The following is a 15,986-nucleotide window of genomic DNA, read 5'->3' as shown; positions in this document are numbered from 1 at the left end:
CTCCGATATCAGCGTTAGAAGCCGAGCCCCCGCTTGCGGCCAAAACTCCAGTCGATGCCGCCATCGTTGCGGGCGACGCCGGAGACGTGCTTGCCGAGCTGCTTTTCAAGGGATGGCGACCACGGCACGAGCTGGAAGCCGAGGCCGTCGTCGATCATCGCGTAGCGGCCGGAGGCGAGCGCGAAGCGTTGGCGATAGGTGCCGGCGACATATTCGTCGCTGCCAGCACGGTTGAACGGCTGGCCCGTCTCGGTGGCGAGCTTCTCGCCGAGCGCATCCAGCTCGCGGCGGCGCAAGGTGTCGACCAGCCTGCGGGCAAACACCACGCTACGTCCCTGACGCTCGGCCAGGCCCTGTTCGACAAGATGGTCGGCACGTCGATCCATCGCGTGCTGCACCTCGGCGCCGAAACCGCCGTCGGAGAGAGACAGCGGCTCCCTGGCGACCGCTTGCCGGTCGAGCCAGGTGGCACCCGATGCCGTGACCTGTCGCTCGATGTCGAGATCGGAGCGAACGGCGAGCGCGACGCGGCGTTCACCGCGCGCGTCATCGAATTTGCGCAGCTCGACGATCGAGCCCGGAGCGCTGTCGCCCGCCGCATCGAGATCGGGCAACTTGATGTGATGGGTGCGTCCGTCGACCCCATCGACCACGGCATAGGCGGACCCCTTCAGCTCGTCGTCGAGACCGCGATCGACCAGCCGGCCGATGATCGGCGCATCAAGGCTTTCACCGGCCAGCACATAGTTGGCCGAGCCGCGTTCGATGCCGCGGTCCGTCAGCGCCTTGTGCATCCGTTTGATGATGTCGCCGCGCTCCCCGAGTTCGCGCAGCACCGCCTCGGCTTCCGGTTTGATAAACCATTGCGAGTGGCCGACCTGTCCGGCAAGACCAAGGACTTCCAGCGTGCGCAGCCGGCCGACCTTCAGGGCATGGAATTCGTCTGGCTGACGGTCAGCATGCGGGGCAAGATCGATGATGCCGGACTTGCCTGCATCCCGGACAAGCTGGCGGTCGAGTTGGGTCCATCGCTCCGATTCAATCTGGCGCTCCAGCGTGCGGCGGATGTCGAGGTCGGTGCGCGGCCCCAGCTCCTGGGTGATGAGATCGCGCGCCCGGTCCCGCATCCCCTCCTTGACGTAGTCGCGCGAAATGACGAGATCCTGGCCGTCGTCGCGGACGCCGCGTACGAGCAGATGAACATGGGGATGCTCGGTGTTCCAGTGATCAACGGCCACCCAGTCAAGCCGGCTGCCGAGGTCCTTCTCCATCTGCCGGACGAGATCGCGGGTGAAGGACTTGAGGTCGGTCATTTCCACGGCGTCGTCCGGTGAAACGATGAACCGGAAATGATGCCGGTCATCCTCACAGCGTTCGGCGAAGGCGGCGGCATCGGCATTCTCGGTTCCCGGCCCGAACAAGCGGGCCTTCTCCCCGTCGCGGGTCACGCCCTCGCGGCGCAGATAATTGAGATGGGTGCCGAGCGGTGCTGTGCGCGCCGAATGGCGCACGACGCGTGCCTTGACGACGGCGCTACGCGAGCGCGACGAAATCAGTCGATTAGCCTGGATGCTGGCGCGCTGGCCGTGCCCGAAGCGCGAGCGGTTGCCCGGAACGACACGGCCGGAACGCGATACGCCACCGCCGGCTTTCTTCGCAGCGGCGAGCGCCTGCGCAATGAAGGGTCGCGCCGATTGCGCTCTGCTGGAGCGGATGCGCCCAGGACGGACGCGGAACTCGCGTTCATCGACCATGGCGCAGCCCTGCAATGTTCAAGAAATCGCGTAGAGACAGAGGGTTGGGTGGTTGAGGAACATTGCGGCAAAGCCGGGCAATGTGCTGAACGGGCCAGAAACCCAAACAAAAAGAACCGCCCGACCGCCGCGCAATGTGCGCCCTTTTATCCTGCCATCGTCCGGTTGTTGTGCCTGCCACCACCCCCGGCGCTCTCCATGACACGCCGGAGCACGATGGGATGCGATTTGCCGCAGAGCCGCTCATGGCAGGTCTCCTGCAGCAGCACGGGCGACGAATAGTTCGTGCGGCTTTGCGTAGGTCAGTGCATCTTGCGTCGCCGTGACGGGTGAAAGCGCGTCGTCCGACGAGCGATCCGGAGACGCGGAATTGACAGGCGAAGCGCCGTGATCGCGCCCGACGAAGATCGCCGCCTCGCGCCAATCGAACGGTCGGCCGAGCGTCGAACCGTTCATCGAAGGACGCGCGCCGCGTAGCGCGGGCGCGAGCGAAGCTACGTAAGCGCCCGTCTCTGCCGGCAAAGCCCGGCCTTTCGCACGATGCTCATCATAACGCCCGGGGCCGGCATTGTAGGCGGAAAGCATGGCGGCCATGTCGCCGTAGCGATCCCACATCTCGCGCAGATACGCCGTGCCAGCGAGGATATTGTCGCGTGGATCGTAGGGGCTGGGGCCGAGACCATAGCGGGCGCGAAGTTCGGCCCATGTGTCAGGCATGACCTGCATCAAACCCATCGCACCGGCCGGGGATACGGCGCGCACGTCTCCCGCGCTTTCCGCGCGCAGCACGGCGCGGATCCAGCGCTCCGGAATGCCGAAGCGCTTCGAGGCTTCGGCGATATGCGCTGCATGGGGATCAGCGGCAACCGAGTGTACGCCCGGCGTGGATTGCGCGATCGCCACGCTCGATCCGCTGCCGAGCGAGAGCGCGGCGACCGCCACAACAACCGCATAACGGAATAGCGCCCTGCCTCCGCTGCACCGCAAGCCTGCCAGCGTGCTCGCTGCGGTCAAGGGCAAGGCGCAAGCGCCGGCCGGAGGCCGCCCCTGACCTACGTTGCGCGCGCCGGCCGTCCTGCGGCCGAGCGGGGCGACGGGATGAGACGGCCTTTCCGCGAACAACGGGATGAGGATTTTGAACGCGAGTACGATACCGGACCGCATGGCTGTCAGTCCCGCCCATCGCGTGGTTTCGGGCGGTTCCAATGCAACGACCAAGCACTTTCATCGTCGTCCGACCGGAAGAGATTCGCGCGAATTGGCTGCGCGAGCGTTGGATCGTCAAACTGCAGGGAGAGGTAGTCGCCTGCCTTCTCGCCGGTCTCCTTCCAGGCGGCCCCGACTTCGGGACCGTCCTTGTCGGTTATATGGATACGGAAGTCCGGCGCGTTCTCCGCGTCGGACTTCTTGGCTGGGACGAGCACTACTTCGGCATCGATGACAAGCGTGTGGATGCGGCCGGAATAACCGATCTTTGTTTTCTGGAATGCGCCGATATTGGCCATGGGGTATCTCCTTCTGTTGCGAGTGGATGGAAGGTGCCAGTGCGCCCTTCAACGTGTTTGGGCACGCCAGACGAAGCGGCCATCGCCGTCGTCGGTGTAGAGAGGGACGGCGCGGCCGATGACCGCCGACACGGGAAGCGTGCCAAAATAGCGGCCGTCGAGGCTGTCGCGGACTTCCCAATTCATGAGGAAGAGTTGCCCTTCGGCGATCACGCTACAGCCCTGCCAGGTGGGGAGGTCGCGGCCCATTCGATCGTGCTCCAGCGCCTCGCCCATTTCGATTGCATCGACCGTGATGGTGCGGCCGATGCGGCAGACCTTTTGCCCCGGCAACCCGAGCACGCGCTTCAGGAGCGGCACGCCGCGCCCGACATAGCCACGCGAAAGCATGAACTCGGCGAGCGGTTCGGGCGGCAGGACGGCAACCAGTTCGGGCACCTCGATCGCCTCGGCCAGCTCGACGGTGTAGAAGCCGATCGGCGCGCTGGCGGTCGCGTTCCAGATCAGTTTCGTGGATGTCGGGATGACTGTCGAAGCGGAAGCGCCCAGCGCCGCAATGCACGTTGTCAGGACGTAGCCAAGGCGCGTCATGGCTCTACCTTCCGGCGCAGGAGGAACGCCTTGTGCTGGCTGGCGCTGTAGGCACGTGGCTCATCGCCGGCGGTCATCCGGTTATGGACATGCCGCCAGTGATCAGGCGAGACTTCGGCGGGCTCGACATCCTGCGCCTCGATCGCATCGATGATCCCGAGTACGCGCTCGACCTTCGGCCAGCCACCAATCTTGAGAAGCATCTCACCGCCGGGGCGGACAAACGGAAGTGTCTGGAACGGCTCGCCGCGGTCGACGGCACGCACGATGTCGATGCGCGAGATGATCGTGCCGTATTCGTTTGCGGCCCAGCGGACGAGGCAGAAGATCATCTCGGGCGAGAAGCCGACCAGCCTTCTGTGTTTGTCGAGTTTCTGATCGTAGCTTGCGCGGCCAAATCTTATCCAGTTCTCGATCCGCTTCTCGATCCAGGTGAGTTCTACGAGCGTGGTGAAGGGCGCTGGCCCGTCCGGCAACGGGTGGCCGCGCATGCGGAGCGCCGCATTGTTGGTCATGGTGTGTCTCCTTGGCGGTCGGGGAATTCGCGTTCGAGCAACTCGCGCAGCATGTCGGAGGCGGTGACGCCGCGCCGGAACGCGGCGATCTTGATGCGGCCGCGCAGCTCGGGTGTGATGTCGATAGTGAGGCGCGCGGTGAAGGCGGCGATGGATGTGCCGCTGCGGGCCGGCGTCGGCTCGGCGGCCTTGATCCAGCCTTCTGCGTCGCCCGGCCGGGCCGCGAAGCCACGCTTTTCCGTGCGCGCCGTCATGACGCGCCTCCGGCGTCAAACGGCAGCACGGAGGCGATGCGCGCGCGGGCGCGCGCGGCCATTTCGGCGACGATCTCGCAGCCAAGATAGCGGCGGCCGGAGAGCCGGCAGGCTTCGCCGGCCCCGCCCGATCCCGCGAACCAATCGCCGACGAGACCGCCCGGCGGGCAGCTTGTGCGGATCAGAATTTCGAGGAGCGCGGACGGCTTTTCGGTCGGATGGATTGCACGGCCATGCGCGTTGCGTGCGTAGATGACGGAGCGCATGAGGCGCGGTCCTCCGTCATGGCTGACATAATGACCGGCGTCGATATGACCCGTGTGGGGCGGGCGCTTCTTGCGCCGTACCGTCCGTGCCAGCGCGTCGGGCGTCGTCTGGACGTCATTGTAGACGTCGCGCCAGAGTGTCTCTGCTGGATAGAACTGGACGGCCAGTTCATGCACCCTTTTAAACCGATCGGCGTGGAAGCCGGTACCGTTCTGCTTCTCCCAGACGATCTCCTGCGCGATGCGCAACCCCGCATCGGCGAAACGATCGGCGGTCGCCATGAAGCATCGAAGCGAACCGAAGACCCAGAGCGAACCGGCCGGAGCAAGCGACGCGCGGGCAAGCGCCAGCCAACCGTCAACACGCCGGTCCCAGGCAAGCGAGGTGTCGCCGTAGGGCGGGTCGGCGAGGATCATATCGAACGGGGCGTGCCGAGGCATGAGCTCGCGGCAGTCGCCAGCCAGAACGGTTTCGGAGAGCCCCGTCATAACACGGTCCTCCCGATCTGGAGCCGGTCGATCTCTGATACAAGCGCCGAAATCTCACACGCTGCCGGACTGTCGGCGGCAATCTCCGAAGCGAGACGCCCGGTCTGCGCCGCATCGGCGAAGACAACACGCTGACCGATTGTGGTCGCGAAGACAGGCGGATCATGGTCGGCCAGTGTCTCAGCCGTCTCGCGGGCGATGATCGTGCGGGCGGCGCAGCGGTTGAGGACAAAGCGGGCGGAAAGTTCGGGCCGGTAGATGCGCGCTTCCGTCAGAAGCGCCAGCATTTCCGCCGAGGCCCAGCCGTCGAACGGCGACGGCTGCACCGGCATGAGCACGAGGTCAGCGGCAAGCAGGGCGGAGCGCATAAGGCCGGCGACACGCGGCGGCCCGTCGATGATGACATGATCGGCGTCACGGGCGAGTTCCGGCGCTTCACGATGGAGCGTGTCGCGCGCCAGGCCGACGACGCCGAAGGACCGTGGCATTCCCTGATGGCTACGCTGCTGCGACCAGTCCAGCGCTGATCCCTGCGGATCGGCGTCGATCAGGGTGACGCGCAGGCCACGCCCGGCCCATTCGCCGGCAAGATGGAGGGCGATCGTCGTCTTGCCGACGCCCCCCTTTTGATTGAGGACAGCGACGATCATGATGCATCCCCCGGCTTGCGGGATCGGGACGCCCGGACACTTGACGTGTTCCCGGTCGTAAAGGAGGATTTACGGAAAGACGTATCCGGCTTGACCGGCAATCCCTGTCCGGGTTTTGCCCTTGGCGAAGCGACATCCAGACTTTTTGCCGCGCTACGGATGAGGTTTTCCACATCGCGCGCGCGCTCTTCAAGGTTAGATTCTGTATTAGACTCTAGGTTAAGGTCCGGAATCGTCGTTTCGGGCCAGAGGCTTAACTGTGGTTTCTGCGTGCGAAGTCCCGATACCGTCTGCGTGCGAAATCCCGATAGCCCTGCGTGCGAAGTCCCGAGTGTCTCCACAGCCTTGTCCACAGGGCCAAGTGACGGGCCGGCGGGAAGAATTCTGAGCAATTCCCGGCGCCCCTCACGCTCGATCCGGAGGCGGTAGCCTGGCAGCGGCTGACGCAGAACGATGCGGCGAAGCTGAAGCGCGAAGTCGGAGACACGCACCAGGCTGCCGGATTTTTCATGGAGATGCGGAACGTCGAACAGCCAGCCGCCCGGCTGGCGACCGGCGTGCTTTCGCGCAACGCGATACAGCCAGCGCTCGATCCCTCCGGTCAGCCTGAAATAGGCCGGGTCGATCGTCAAAACCAGCGAGCGATCGATGACGCCCCGGTAGAACCAGTCAGGCAGGACGAACTCCATGCCCTCGACACGGCCGTCGGCACGGGTGAGTTCGTCCCATTCGTTGATCCACGAGAACTGGTGCCGGCGCCAATTCTCGCCTTGGCGTATATTGGTGCGGATGACGGTGGATTGCAGCCGGGTGAGCGCACCCTTCAGGAGCCTGTAGTCACGCGCGCCGGTTTCGCGACCAACTGCGGTCAAAAGCTGATAGGGCGTGAAGCGCAGGAAGCGAGACGTTCGAAGGCCCAGGTTCTCGGCCTCGACGATCTGGCTGGCGGCCCAGATCAGCACGTCGGCGTCCCAGATCGTCGCCATTCCGTGCTGCTCCACGGCGAGGACCTCAACGCGAACGTCACCGGTCTCATAGAGGATCGGGATGACGCGCTTGGCCTTGGCCAGCGAGAAAAATGGACGTTCCATTAGATCGCGCTGGTCGCGCGGTTTCGCGTCGCCGGTCGCCACGACGAACGGATCGAGCGTGGTGCGCTCGCTGGGGGTGATAAGGCGGCGGCGCTGCATGCCGGGTCCGCCTCAGCGATGGCGCAGCACGCCGCCGTAGGCGGGCGAGACTGCGGATGTCTGGCGCTTGGCGGGCAATACGGAGCCACGAGGATCGGAGGTCGAAGTGACGGAGCCGCGCTCGGCCCATGCCTGAAGATCGTCAATGGCGTAAACGACGCGGCCGCCGAGCTTGCGATAGGCCGGGCCAGTCCCATAGGTACGATGCTTCTCGAGGGTGCGGGCGGAAAGGCTCAGGAACTCGGCGGCTTCCTTGGTGCGCAGGAAGCGCGGCGGGACGGTGGGAAGAACGGGTCGCATGGGTCGGGCCTCCGTGGCGTTGCGTGTGGCCGCTGGTGAGGAGCGGCGGACTGCGACTACGGTGGCGAAGATCGATCGGCTGGAGGGAGGGGGAATTTAGGGGGCGCTATTTCTCACCCCTGCGGGCCAGTGTCAGGACCGGCGGCGATGGCGCAGCAGCATGCGATAACCACCGGCGATCATCGCAAGCCCATCCTTGACCAGGGCTGTCGTGGCATCACGGAGAGCGGAGGTTTTCCAAGGTTCGGAGGCGACGCGATCGACGCCGAAAATGACACCGGCGATATCGCGATAGGTGGCGCCGTTCATGCGCCCGTCGGTGGCCTGCAGCATGTGCCGATGACGGCGTTTCTGCTGCGGAGTCAAGCGACGGTCGTCTGGGACGGCGCGTCCCAGCAAGGCGCGCAGCAAACGGTCGATCGCCTCTGTGCGGTCGAAGCCATCAGCATTGAGCGGCACGAGCGCCGCCAAAGGCGTTTCGGGCGGAATGCCGGCAAGCCGCAGGAGCCGGATCGTTTGACCGCCGGCTTCGAACACAAAATGCGTTCCGTCGTCGTCCGCGCGCTCGGCAATGTCAGGCAGCCCGGAGTAGAGATTGCCGGCCGCCGGTAGAACGATGGGCATTTGGGTGAGCAACACGGTGCTGGTGTCCGCCTCCGCGGACCAGATCACGCGACGCTCTCCAGCATTCACCGACGGCGGGACGAAAAAACTGCAATCCCCACTTCCGACGAAGCTCCCGTTTTAGGGAGGGGCTGTCGGCGCGGGCGTAGTCCTTCTGATAGTCCATGTTACGCCTGAGCCATTCCCAGGCGAGGTCTGGAGAGTCGAGGTCGTCCAGGTAGTCATAGATTTCCGAGGATCGCCAGCGCGATATCTTTGCCGTCATCCTTTTTCCCCGTGCCGCAACGTGGAGTGGCACCATGCCCAAGATATAGGCAAGCGGGAAGGTCCTGCGGAGGCGCCAGGCGATGCCGCCGGCGCATCGCCTCGGTCTAGCGGCGACCGTCGCGAAGAAGCAGCCGATAGCCGTGCTCGGTCATCCAGCGGGCGCGAGCGAGATGGGTGTCGTGAACGCGCCGGGCACGTTCAGGCTCCGCGTCGGGGTCAATTCCGAAAATGATGGAAACCGCCTCACGCCAGTCAGCACCGTCCGCCGCGGCGTCGAGCACGCGCATATAGACCTTCATGTGAGACCGGTCGTAATCCGTCAATACGGCACTATGCGGTGGCTCATCCAGGAATCCCGGTTCCGTCATTCATCCTCCCAAACGGGAAATCTATATCTGTCATCGGGCAATATGTGAACGACCATCATTGTCGAGTGGATGCATGCCAGGATGATGACGTCGTGGTCGAATGAAGTTTGCACAGGCGACGTCAAGTAGCTTGAAAACGACGAAACGCGCCAATGTTCACGACCGCTTTCCGGAATTCGACAGACTACTGTTATCCATGATCATCACGCCTTCTCCCCTGTCCGTGGTCAGAAAGACGATGCCATTGCTCTCAAGCGCACGCCGCACCTGATCGCGGGTTGATTCATAGACACGCAGACCATTCTCGGATTCGAGGCGTCTGAGTGCGGTTAACGATACCTGGGCCTTGTCGGCAAGCGTCTCCTGTTTCCAGCCAAGCAACGCTCGTGCGGCCCGTGACTGACGGGCGGTGATCATGAAGGGGATCACCGCCACAAGTCGCGGCGCAGAAGCCAGAACTACGATGATAATAATCGTTCTTTGGGAGAATACCACCCATAAACGTCTTGTCCCCCGCATTTAGACCGGATCGCGGCTTCAGGCGATTCGGCCACGAGGTGCTACAGTCACAATTGTGGTGCCCTTGTATCGCGAGCCGGGCGGAGCCCGGCGAGCGGCGGCCGCGTTGGCGCGCAGCCGCGAAGCCGGATCGGCGTAAAAATTGGGAAGGCACAAAACCTGAAAAGCGGAAATCCGTAGAGCCGGCTTTCCGGCTCTACGATGGTGCGGTTATCGCATCTTCAAACGCTGCATCCCTTCTGCCAGCGTCCAAAGGGCACGATTAAGGGTGACGTTCTGGTCAATACCGTTGATAGCGCGGGTCTGGCTGCGCCGGATGCGGCCTTCGGAATTCCGTCGCTGCCCGTGTAGCCCGCCTTTCGTCAAGTGCTCCTGAATTTGATTGAAGGAGGTCCAGAGGCTCTTACCGGCATCCTCGCGGCGGCGCGGCTGGATGATCTGGTCCGGGCAGATCGGGCTTTCTTCCTCGCCATAGCGCGCGACAAGGCTCGCCTCCGCCAGTACATGGCGTTCATCCTCCGAAAGCGTGATTTCCTTCATCGTCTCGCTGGCATCGATGAGGCGCGGAAAGTCCTCCGCGACGGTATAGACGCCTTCGATGATATCATGCTGGATATTGCCCTTGTGGGGGACGCGAACCTCTTCGAACCGCTCACCCGCAACAAGGCTGTTGGTGCAGACGAAACGCAGCATTCCCGCAAACATCTGGTAGCTGCTCGTTCCATCATGGCTGTTGACGATGATGACTTCCGCCGCCTCGGGCTTGCCGATGCCGTCATCACGGCGCAAGCGCAGCATGTGCTTTGCGTGGCCCATGCGGTCGCCGTCGCGGGGAACCGCCTGCACGGCGAAGAACGGAAACCATCCTTCCCGGCGCAACCCCTCCACGATGTCGATGGTGGGGACGTAAACGTAACGCTCCGAACGGCTGTCGTGAGCTTCGCGGGCAAAGATGGATGGGACGTGCCGATAAAGCGCTTCGTTGTCGAGGGCTTCGCGGCCGCTGATCTGGTGGCTGTTGCGGCCAAACCGTGTGGCGAGATGATAATTCATGGTCCTTGCTCCTTTCCGTTGATGCCGAAGGCATGTCCTCGACATGCCTTCCGGGGGCGCGAGAGCGCGCGGGGATGGGAGGGGGCAAATGCCGGCGAGCATGGCCGGCCTGCCAGCGTGAGCAGGACGGAATGCAGAGGATCGGAAGCATGAGGATCGTCGGCTGTTCTGCGAACCGGCGGACCTGCCACTGCGCCGGCGGCGTTTGAGGGGAGAAAGGGGAAAAGTTTCCCTTGGCTTCCCCTTTGATCGGCAAGTCTCAGGCCGCAGCCGATCATGACAAAGCGCGCGCAGCGCTCCGTATTCTCTGATGGCGGCGGACATGAGCATGGCAAAGCCCCGCTTTCGCGGGGCTCAGCCGATTGCCTGTTCAGTTGGCGGCGCGGCGGCGTGACCAGATCAGCGCCAGTTCCTTGGTCTCCGTTTCGACCAGGCTCGCATAGATCGGAGCGGGGAAGCTCGGATCGTCCAGCTTCACCGAGAGGTAGGAATTGCCCTTGTCGGACTGCTTCTTCCAAGCCGCTCCGAATTCGGTGGTTCCGGCGAGCACGCGGAAGTCGGGGCCGTTTTCGTTTTCGCCCTCGACGGGCAAGAACTTCACCGACTTGACGTTGAGGTTGAGGGTTTTCACAGCGCCGGAGAAGCCGTTTTCGGTGCGGGAGAAAGTGCCGATCGTAGCCATCTTGAATTTCCTTCTGTTGATCGGACCGCGCCCATCGCGATCTCGATGATGGTCGATTGACCGGGGACGATCGGCCCGCACCCTTCATGGGCCGGAATGAAGTGGAGGGCGGCCGGCGAACGCTTTTTTGCTTCGCGCTGCAAAGCCGGCCTTCAGGCCGGTGGCGGAAAAAAGAGGGCGGCGGACGTTGCGGGATTGAGATCGAGGCGGCGCTTTGCGTCGCCGGTCTTCGGTCAGACCTGATCAATCGAGTTCGCGTTGGGTGCTGTTTGGTCGGAAGGAGAAAGGAATTCAAGATGGCTGCGCTTGTTCAGCGCTTTCTCATCGAGCACCGACAACGGCTTTGCCAGCGCGCCACGCAAGTCCCTTACCTCAACGTCATATCTATGATGTTCCCCGCCGATATCGAGGTCGGCAACCGAAACGCCCACTCCTTTCGCCAGTAATTCGCCCTTATGAACCGCCGTGTTCAGTGCAGTGTGGAAGGAGACGTCTGCCGGGGCTAGGCAATGCCTACCTCTTGGTGAAGCTGGACGATCCGAGCTTGCCCGCTCCGATCGTCTCCATGCAGGCAGGTTCGGGGCGGACACCGAGGAACTGGCGCTGATCTGGTCCCTGCCGCTGTGCCGTCAACTGAACACCCAATCGGCCGAGTTTCGTGGAGGCGCTGGCTTTCCGGGCGAGATGTCCGCCGCCACCCTTGCGTCAGAGATCATAGCCCCAATGGGTGAAGACCGCGAGCCCGGCCCGAAGGAGACGCCCGTCAGCCACCCATAGACCCAAAGTCATCGGCTATGATTTCCAGGATGTGATAGTCGGTGATGAAGGGCCTGAACCCTTTGTTGAGCAATAGCAGCAAGGAATCCTGTGTGATGGGTAGCGTCTCGATCCTTTCGATCTGGATCGTCGGTATGCCATCCGGAAAGTCGACATGTTCCCAGCGATCAAAGTCCGGGTCGTCGCGATGGACCGTGTAGGTGTAGATTATGCAGGGTTCACTCATCGTCGCTGTCTCCAAGGTCTCGAATACAGCAGCTTGAATATGACGGACGTCCCGCGCGATAAATCTGCAGATCTGCAGTGGTTCTGGCAGATGGCACTTAGTCGCCGCCCGATGAAGGGTAGTTCGCAAGTCGCGCCAAGGCAGACATCCCGGTGCAGGCACCGCCTGCTATGCAGAAGACCTGTCGCCAGAGTTCGGAGGAAACGGCTTCACGCGTCGCACCATGCACAAGGGGATAACCCGCGATGGCGGCGGGGATCGCGAAAACAAGTGCGACGGCAAGGCGCAGGGTTGGAGAGCGCAGCGTGTCAGGAGTGGAATCATCCCCATCTCGTTTCCTGCGGGGCTGAAAGGGCGAACCGGCGCGGCAAAGGTTGCAGCGCCGGTTCGTGGTTTCAGGTGACGATCATGCCGGCGTGGCGGGCGATCTTCGCGTAGGTGCTGAGCCGGTGTTCGGCCTTGAAATACAGGTCGCGTTCAACTGGCAGGCCAAGGCTGCCGCGCACATCCTCGATCTCGCTGAGCATGGCATAGCCGAGTTCGGGACTGCCAAAACCGAGGTCACACAACCCGAACAGCCTTATGTCAGGGCCTTCGGGAATAGCTTCGGTCAACAGCCACGTCGCCGCCGCGTCCGGCGTGAACAATTTAACGACCGGGAACGGATCGAAGCCGTCGTGAACTTCGCCGGTACGACCGTTCTCGATGAGGCGGTCGCGCAGATCGTCGGGGATCAGCGGTTCGGTGCGGGGAAATCGCCGTGTCATGACGCTGCCTCCCGCTCCGGCTCGCCGATCCTATAGCGAACACGAAAGGCGGCGACGGCACCAGCCTGCCGTGCCAGTTTGCGGTCGAGCGCTTCGATCTCGCCGCGCCGCTCGAAGCGAAGCGCTGCGATATTCGCCTGAACATCACGCTCGTCGACGCGTGTCCCGGTGGTCGAGGCATGGCCGAACTGGCGGGCTTTGACGCGGCTGCTGGTTGTCATGCGCTCGGCGCGCACGGCGATCTGCCGTTCTATGATGGCGATGCGGCGCTCGGTCTCCGCGCGCGCCGCCTCCAGGCGGGCCAGCATCGCCCGCTGCTCGAAATAGCTTCTCATGGGTCTTGGTCCTGTCGTGCGGTCGAGGGTTCCGGCCGCGCTGGCGCGGCCGGACTTGCCCTCGCTGTTGTCAGAAGATTGGCCGGAACCACTGACGCGGTTCCGGCCATGACGGTTCACTCGGCGGCGACGTTGAAGGTTTCGCTTTCCTCTACCGCGTTGCCGCCCTCGATGGTGCCAAGGTCCACCGTTTCCGGTTTTGCGGCGTCGGTCGAATCCGGCTCGGCCACCTCCAGGGCTTCTGCAACCGCATCGGCATCAGCTTCCACCTCTGGTGCGTCCAGCCACGCGGGCCGCTCAGTGCGCAGCAGCGGCGGGAGCCATCCGGTTCCGGCAAGAAGCCGCTCGGCAGCTTCCGCCATCGCCTGCTTCTTCATGGCCGCGATGCGTTCCGCCGCCTCGTCGCCAACGGCTTCCCGTACGGCCGCAAGGATATGGGCCTTGGTGACGCGACCGAGATAGGTGCTGACGGTCGGTGTCCAGTGCTGGCTCATGTCCAGCACCAGCGCCGTCGCCAGCCTGTCGGCGGTCGCATGGGCGCGGCGCTTGTGGTTCTCCCACGGCAGCTTGAGGGCATTGACGGTCAGCGAGGCGCAATGCGCGAACAGTGCCATGACGCTCACGGGGTCGAGAGCGGCGATGAAGTCCCAAAGGTCGGCCACGTCCTGCGGCATGTCCGAAGCCCATCCGGAATGGCGGTCCGCCAGAAGCTTCGCCGCCGCCATGTCCTCGAGGCCGTCCGAATGCCCGCCAAGCTGCACACTGCTCGGGCGGATTTCGAGGGCATGAGCGTTTGCGTCGCGATAAAAGGTCTGCACGGCGAGCGCATGGGTGACGGCGATCACGGCCATGTCCGGCTGCTCGCCAAGCGCGAGGCGAAGGCCAAGCGTCCGGTGAGCGGTCAGATCGCGGGTGAGGAGGTCGGAAATGGGCCTGTCGTCGTTCTCTGCGTCCTCATCCTCGGCATCGAGCGCGGAAACATGGTTTCCATCCTCGTCATGGTTGCTATCCTCGATGATCTCGCCATCGGCGTTGACGCGCATGCCGTCGATGACGGTTTCGCCGTCCGCGTCTTTCTCCGGCTCCGGTGCCTCGTCCTCGGGACGAATGAAGCCGCGTTCGATGCGGGCGGTTCCGTCATGGTTCAACACCACGAATGCGCCGCCGCGCGCGATCTCGTCCGGGTCATAGGCATGGCGCAGGCTGTCGATGCGCTGGATCTCCACTTCAAGCTCCGCGAAGCGCTCATCCACGTCCGGGGGAAGATCGTCGTCCGTGTTTTCCCACTCCCCCGTCAGGCGATCGAACTCGTCCTGTGCAGCGGCATGGGCGGCTTGATCTTCCTCGGAAAGCCCCACCGGATGCGGATAGACGCGGCGAAAGCCGTGGGCGTGCGGGAAGTCGATGGAGGCTTCCGCCCATTTCCAGCCTTCTGCCTGTACCTCGGCGGCGATGCCCTCCAGCTTTTCGAGGACAAGTCGGTCCAGTAATGCGGGATCGTCATAGTATCCGCCGCGATCCTCGGTGAAGAGGTCGCGGACGATAGCGCCGCCTGCTTCCGTATAGGCTTCCGGCCCGACAAAGACGGCCAAGCGATCATTCGCTTGCACATGCATCCGCGTCAGGTCACGGCGGATGATCCACGGCTCGCGATTATAGCCGAGACCCGCATAAACCTGCTCCTGCCGTGCGTTGTCGTCAGTGATCGCGAATGCCTGCAACTGCTCAAGGGTCAGTTCGCCGTCGCGGTAGACCTGCATCAGCTTCGGGCTGACCGCGCCGAGCTTGAGCCGCTGCTTCACCACATGGGCGGTGACGCCGAAGCGGGCGGCGATTTCCTCCGCACCCCATCCGCGATCCTGCGAGAGTTGAAGGAAAGCCTCGAACTGATCGGCGGGCGAGAGGCTGGTCCTCGATACGTTTTCGTCAAGGCTGATCTCGAACGGGTCGTTTGCGGTGTCAATGACGCAACGGATGGCCTCTGTCTTCCTGATTTCCTTGCGCTTTGCCCGCAGCATCTGCGCCAGCCTACGGCCTTCGCCGATGGTCACGAAATAGAATCCGGTCGGCACTCCCAACGCATCAAGCTCCGGCTCCACCACTAGGTTTTGCAGGATACCCTTAGCGGCGATGCTGGCCGCATAGGTTTCGACGGTCTCCTCGCTGTGCGGGGTCTTGCGCGCATTGCGGGGCGACTTCTTGAGCTTGTTAAGCGGAATGAGAACTTCCCTGCCGGTTACGGTGTCCGCTACGGTCTCCATTTCCGTACCATTTGCGGCTTCCGCCGCCGTGCTGGCCGCATCCAGCGCGGGCGATGCCACCATCACGTCCGTCGCCGCTTCTCCGGCATCGCGCATTTCCGCATCGGCCGCAACCTTGTCCGAAGTTGCAACAGTGAGGGCCTTCGTCTTCTTAGCTGTCCTTGCCATTGTTCCAATCCTTTCTCCGTTAATGCCGGAGGCATGTCTCCGACATGCCTCCCGGGGGCGCGTGAGCGCTCGGCAGAGAGGGGGGCGGCTGCCGGCGAGCATGGCCGGGCTGCGCGGCGAGCGAGGCGGATGTGGCCGTTTTGACAGTGAGGGCTATTGGTCGCTTTGCGAGCGCGCCGGTCCTGCCATGCGCAGGCGGCGGTCGCGGGGGAGAGATGGCCGAAACCATCTCTCCCCATTGTGAGGACTGGAAACCGAAAAGCATAATGTTGGCAATCGGCTATCGGCCCGTCGTCTAACCTCGAGCCTTTGCCAATTCGTACGGCAAAGCGGATACGAATCTGCTATGCAGACAAGTATTCACGGGCTTGGACTACATGACTGCTGTTAAGAAGAAGAGTAACTCACCGCTAGATTCACGATTC

21 protein-coding genes are annotated in these 15,986 nt (G+C 63.4%); all 21 read right to left on the bottom strand.

From position 1 onward, the window contains the following. Nucleotides 1-14: 14 nt before the first annotated feature. The 21 genes from ACQZ5G_RS11300 to ACQZ5G_RS11200 all read right to left on the bottom strand — a co-directional run bounded on the left by ACQZ5G_RS11300 (nucleotide 15) and on the right by ACQZ5G_RS11200 (nucleotide 15,561). Complete coding sequence (locus ACQZ5G_RS11300) at nucleotides 15-1,754, bottom strand: relaxase/mobilization nuclease domain-containing protein (protein ID WP_448737654.1); 1,740 nt, start codon at nucleotides 1,752-1,754, stop codon at nucleotides 15-17. A gap of 243 nt (nucleotides 1,755-1,997) precedes the next feature. After that, nucleotides 1,998-2,918, bottom strand: a complete 921-nt coding sequence (locus ACQZ5G_RS11295; protein WP_448737655.1) for a lytic transglycosylase domain-containing protein — start codon at nucleotides 2,916-2,918, stop codon at nucleotides 1,998-2,000. A gap of 5 nt (nucleotides 2,919-2,923) precedes the next feature. Further along, nucleotides 2,924-3,259 carry a DUF736 domain-containing protein gene (locus tag ACQZ5G_RS11290; protein WP_448737656.1) on the bottom strand — a complete coding sequence of 112 codons (336 nt, stop codon included), beginning with the start codon at nucleotides 3,257-3,259 and terminating at the stop codon, nucleotides 2,924-2,926. Nucleotides 3,260-3,307: 48 nt separating this feature from the next. Next, nucleotides 3,308-3,850 (bottom strand): S26 family signal peptidase, encoded by a 543-nt coding sequence (locus tag ACQZ5G_RS11285; protein ID WP_448737657.1) that lies wholly within the window; start codon nucleotides 3,848-3,850, stop codon nucleotides 3,308-3,310. Continuing rightward, the gene (locus tag ACQZ5G_RS11280; RefSeq protein WP_448737658.1) at nucleotides 3,847-4,365 is read right to left on the bottom strand and encodes a DUF2840 domain-containing protein; all 519 of its coding nucleotides are present in this window, start codon (nucleotides 4,363-4,365) and stop codon (nucleotides 3,847-3,849) included. The genes ACQZ5G_RS11285 and ACQZ5G_RS11280 overlap by 4 nt, the downstream gene beginning before the upstream one ends. Beyond that, nucleotides 4,362-4,619 carry a ribbon-helix-helix protein gene (locus ACQZ5G_RS11275; protein ID WP_448737659.1) on the bottom strand — a complete coding sequence of 86 codons (258 nt, stop codon included), beginning with the start codon at nucleotides 4,617-4,619 and terminating at the stop codon, nucleotides 4,362-4,364. Before ACQZ5G_RS11275 ends, ACQZ5G_RS11280 begins: the two co-directional genes overlap by 4 nt. Further along, the gene (locus ACQZ5G_RS11270; protein ID WP_448737660.1) at nucleotides 4,616-5,374 is read right to left on the bottom strand and encodes a DNA-methyltransferase; all 759 of its coding nucleotides are present in this window, start codon (nucleotides 5,372-5,374) and stop codon (nucleotides 4,616-4,618) included. Before ACQZ5G_RS11270 ends, ACQZ5G_RS11275 begins: the two co-directional genes overlap by 4 nt. Next, nucleotides 5,371-6,024, bottom strand: a complete 654-nt coding sequence (gene parA / locus ACQZ5G_RS11265) for a ParA family partition ATPase (protein ID WP_448737661.1) — start codon at nucleotides 6,022-6,024, stop codon at nucleotides 5,371-5,373. The genes ACQZ5G_RS11270 and parA overlap by 4 nt, the downstream gene beginning before the upstream one ends. After that, a complete protein-coding gene (locus ACQZ5G_RS11260; protein WP_448737662.1) occupies nucleotides 6,021-7,214 on the bottom strand; it encodes a replication initiator protein A in 1,194 nt (397 codons plus the stop codon). Before ACQZ5G_RS11260 ends, parA begins: the two co-directional genes overlap by 4 nt. A gap of 12 nt (nucleotides 7,215-7,226) precedes the next feature. Then, a complete protein-coding gene (locus ACQZ5G_RS11255; protein WP_153315323.1) occupies nucleotides 7,227-7,514 on the bottom strand; it encodes a helix-turn-helix transcriptional regulator in 288 nt (95 codons plus the stop codon). A gap of 132 nt (nucleotides 7,515-7,646) precedes the next feature. Continuing rightward, complete coding sequence (locus ACQZ5G_RS11250; protein WP_448737663.1) at nucleotides 7,647-8,186, bottom strand: DUF2285 domain-containing protein; 540 nt, start codon at nucleotides 8,184-8,186, stop codon at nucleotides 7,647-7,649. Next, entirely contained in the window at nucleotides 8,089-8,403 is a 315-nt protein-coding gene (locus ACQZ5G_RS11245; RefSeq protein WP_448742664.1) for a transcriptional regulator domain-containing protein, read from the bottom strand. Before ACQZ5G_RS11245 ends, ACQZ5G_RS11250 begins: the two co-directional genes overlap by 98 nt. A 106-nt stretch (nucleotides 8,404-8,509) precedes the next feature. Further along, entirely contained in the window at nucleotides 8,510-8,773 is a 264-nt protein-coding gene (locus tag ACQZ5G_RS11240) for a DNA -binding domain-containing protein (protein ID WP_153315321.1), read from the bottom strand. A gap of 156 nt (nucleotides 8,774-8,929) precedes the next feature. Beyond that, on the bottom strand, nucleotides 8,930-9,190 hold the full coding sequence (locus tag ACQZ5G_RS11235; RefSeq protein ID WP_265613942.1) for a helix-turn-helix domain-containing protein: 261 nt from the start codon (nucleotides 9,188-9,190) through the stop codon (nucleotides 8,930-8,932). 312 nt (nucleotides 9,191-9,502) lie between these two features. Continuing rightward, nucleotides 9,503-10,345, bottom strand: coding sequence for a DUF932 domain-containing protein (locus ACQZ5G_RS11230; protein ID WP_448737665.1), 843 nt, complete (start codon nucleotides 10,343-10,345; stop codon nucleotides 9,503-9,505). A gap of 370 nt (nucleotides 10,346-10,715) precedes the next feature. Further along, a complete protein-coding gene (locus ACQZ5G_RS11225; RefSeq protein ID WP_448737666.1) occupies nucleotides 10,716-11,027 on the bottom strand; it encodes a DUF736 domain-containing protein in 312 nt (103 codons plus the stop codon). A 233-nt stretch (nucleotides 11,028-11,260) separates the two neighbouring features. Beyond that, entirely contained in the window at nucleotides 11,261-11,458 is a 198-nt protein-coding gene (locus tag ACQZ5G_RS11220) for a hypothetical protein (protein WP_448737667.1), read from the bottom strand. 332 nt (nucleotides 11,459-11,790) lie between these two features. After that, entirely contained in the window at nucleotides 11,791-12,030 is a 240-nt protein-coding gene (locus ACQZ5G_RS11215; RefSeq protein WP_448737668.1) for a hypothetical protein, read from the bottom strand. A 395-nt stretch (nucleotides 12,031-12,425) separates the two neighbouring features. Continuing rightward, nucleotides 12,426-12,797 carry a DUF2958 domain-containing protein gene (locus tag ACQZ5G_RS11210; RefSeq protein WP_448737669.1) on the bottom strand — a complete coding sequence of 124 codons (372 nt, stop codon included), beginning with the start codon at nucleotides 12,795-12,797 and terminating at the stop codon, nucleotides 12,426-12,428. After that, on the bottom strand, nucleotides 12,794-13,132 hold the full coding sequence (locus ACQZ5G_RS11205; protein WP_448737670.1) for a hypothetical protein: 339 nt from the start codon (nucleotides 13,130-13,132) through the stop codon (nucleotides 12,794-12,796). Before ACQZ5G_RS11205 ends, ACQZ5G_RS11210 begins: the two co-directional genes overlap by 4 nt. A gap of 116 nt (nucleotides 13,133-13,248) precedes the next feature. Continuing rightward, nucleotides 13,249-15,561 carry a ParB/RepB/Spo0J family partition protein gene (locus ACQZ5G_RS11200; RefSeq protein ID WP_448737671.1) on the bottom strand — a complete coding sequence of 771 codons (2,313 nt, stop codon included), beginning with the start codon at nucleotides 15,559-15,561 and terminating at the stop codon, nucleotides 13,249-13,251. Nucleotides 15,562-15,986: the final 425 nt, after the last annotated feature.

The organism is Agrobacterium sp. 22-214-1, assembly GCF_053522465.1.
The sequence above is the reverse complement of the archived record's forward strand: the minus strand, read 5'-3'. Positions and strand labels throughout refer to the sequence as shown.

Coding starts and splice junctions, on each gene's coding strand:
- ACQZ5G_RS11300 (WP_448737654.1), bottom strand. CDS start 1,754: ATGGTCGATGAACGCGAGTTCCGCGTCCGTCCTGGGCGCATCCGCTCC.
- ACQZ5G_RS11295 (WP_448737655.1), bottom strand. CDS start 2,918: ATGCGGTCCGGTATCGTACTCGCGTTCAAAATCCTCATCCCGTTGTTC.
- ACQZ5G_RS11290 (WP_448737656.1), bottom strand. CDS start 3,259: ATGGCCAATATCGGCGCATTCCAGAAAACAAAGATCGGTTATTCCGGC.
- ACQZ5G_RS11285 (WP_448737657.1), bottom strand. CDS start 3,850: ATGACGCGCCTTGGCTACGTCCTGACAACGTGCATTGCGGCGCTGGGC.
- ACQZ5G_RS11280 (WP_448737658.1), bottom strand. CDS start 4,365: ATGACCAACAATGCGGCGCTCCGCATGCGCGGCCACCCGTTGCCGGAC.
- ACQZ5G_RS11275 (WP_448737659.1), bottom strand. CDS start 4,619: ATGACGGCGCGCACGGAAAAGCGTGGCTTCGCGGCCCGGCCGGGCGAC.
- ACQZ5G_RS11270 (WP_448737660.1), bottom strand. CDS start 5,374: ATGACGGGGCTCTCCGAAACCGTTCTGGCTGGCGACTGCCGCGAGCTC.
- parA (WP_448737661.1), bottom strand. CDS start 6,024: ATGATCGTCGCTGTCCTCAATCAAAAGGGGGGCGTCGGCAAGACGACG.
- ACQZ5G_RS11260 (WP_448737662.1), bottom strand. CDS start 7,214: ATGCAGCGCCGCCGCCTTATCACCCCCAGCGAGCGCACCACGCTCGAT.
- ACQZ5G_RS11255 (WP_153315323.1), bottom strand. CDS start 7,514: ATGCGACCCGTTCTTCCCACCGTCCCGCCGCGCTTCCTGCGCACCAAG.
- ACQZ5G_RS11245 (WP_448742664.1), bottom strand. CDS start 8,403: ATGACGGCAAAGATATCGCGCTGGCGATCCTCGGAAATCTATGACTAC.
- ACQZ5G_RS11240 (WP_153315321.1), bottom strand. CDS start 8,773: ATGACGGAACCGGGATTCCTGGATGAGCCACCGCATAGTGCCGTATTG.
- ACQZ5G_RS11235 (WP_265613942.1), bottom strand. CDS start 9,190: ATGATCACCGCCCGTCAGTCACGGGCCGCACGAGCGTTGCTTGGCTGG.
- ACQZ5G_RS11230 (WP_448737665.1), bottom strand. CDS start 10,345: ATGAATTATCATCTCGCCACACGGTTTGGCCGCAACAGCCACCAGATC.
- ACQZ5G_RS11225 (WP_448737666.1), bottom strand. CDS start 11,027: ATGGCTACGATCGGCACTTTCTCCCGCACCGAAAACGGCTTCTCCGGC.
- ACQZ5G_RS11215 (WP_448737668.1), bottom strand. CDS start 12,030: ATGAGTGAACCCTGCATAATCTACACCTACACGGTCCATCGCGACGAC.
- ACQZ5G_RS11210 (WP_448737669.1), bottom strand. CDS start 12,797: ATGACACGGCGATTTCCCCGCACCGAACCGCTGATCCCCGACGATCTG.
- ACQZ5G_RS11205 (WP_448737670.1), bottom strand. CDS start 13,132: ATGAGAAGCTATTTCGAGCAGCGGGCGATGCTGGCCCGCCTGGAGGCG.
- ACQZ5G_RS11200 (WP_448737671.1), bottom strand. CDS start 15,561: ATGGCAAGGACAGCTAAGAAGACGAAGGCCCTCACTGTTGCAACTTCG.